Annotated in this window: 1 rRNA gene; it reads left to right on the forward strand. The window is 50.1% G+C overall.

The features are described 5' to 3' along the window. Positions 1-22 precede the first annotated feature (22 nt). Positions 23-411, forward strand: a 23S ribosomal RNA gene (locus AC0L3B_RS38495); the annotation flags it as partial.

A 411-nucleotide genomic window follows, 5' to 3' on the forward strand; every position in this document is an offset into this window, starting at 1 on the left:
ACCAGATTGCTTGGGGTTATATGGTCAAGTGAAGAAGCGCATACGGTGGATGCCTTGGCAGTCAGAGGCGATGAAAGACGTGGTAGCCTGCGAAAAGCTTCGGGGAGTCGGCAAACAGACTTTGATCCGGAGATGTCTGAATGGGGGAACCCAGCCATCATAAGATGGTTACCTTACACTGAATACATAGGAGTATGGAGCGAACCAGGGGAACTGAAACATCTAAGTACCCTGAGGAAAAGAAATCAACCGAGATTCCCTTGGTAGTGGCGAGCGAACGGGGACTAGCCCTTAAGTGGCTTTGAGATTAGCGGAACGCTCTGGAAAGTGCGGCCATAGTGGGTGATAGCCCTGTACGCGAAAATCTCTTAGTCATGAAATCGAGTAGGACGGAGCACGAGAAACTTTGTC

The organism is Bradyrhizobium sp. Kon56, assembly GCF_055807635.1.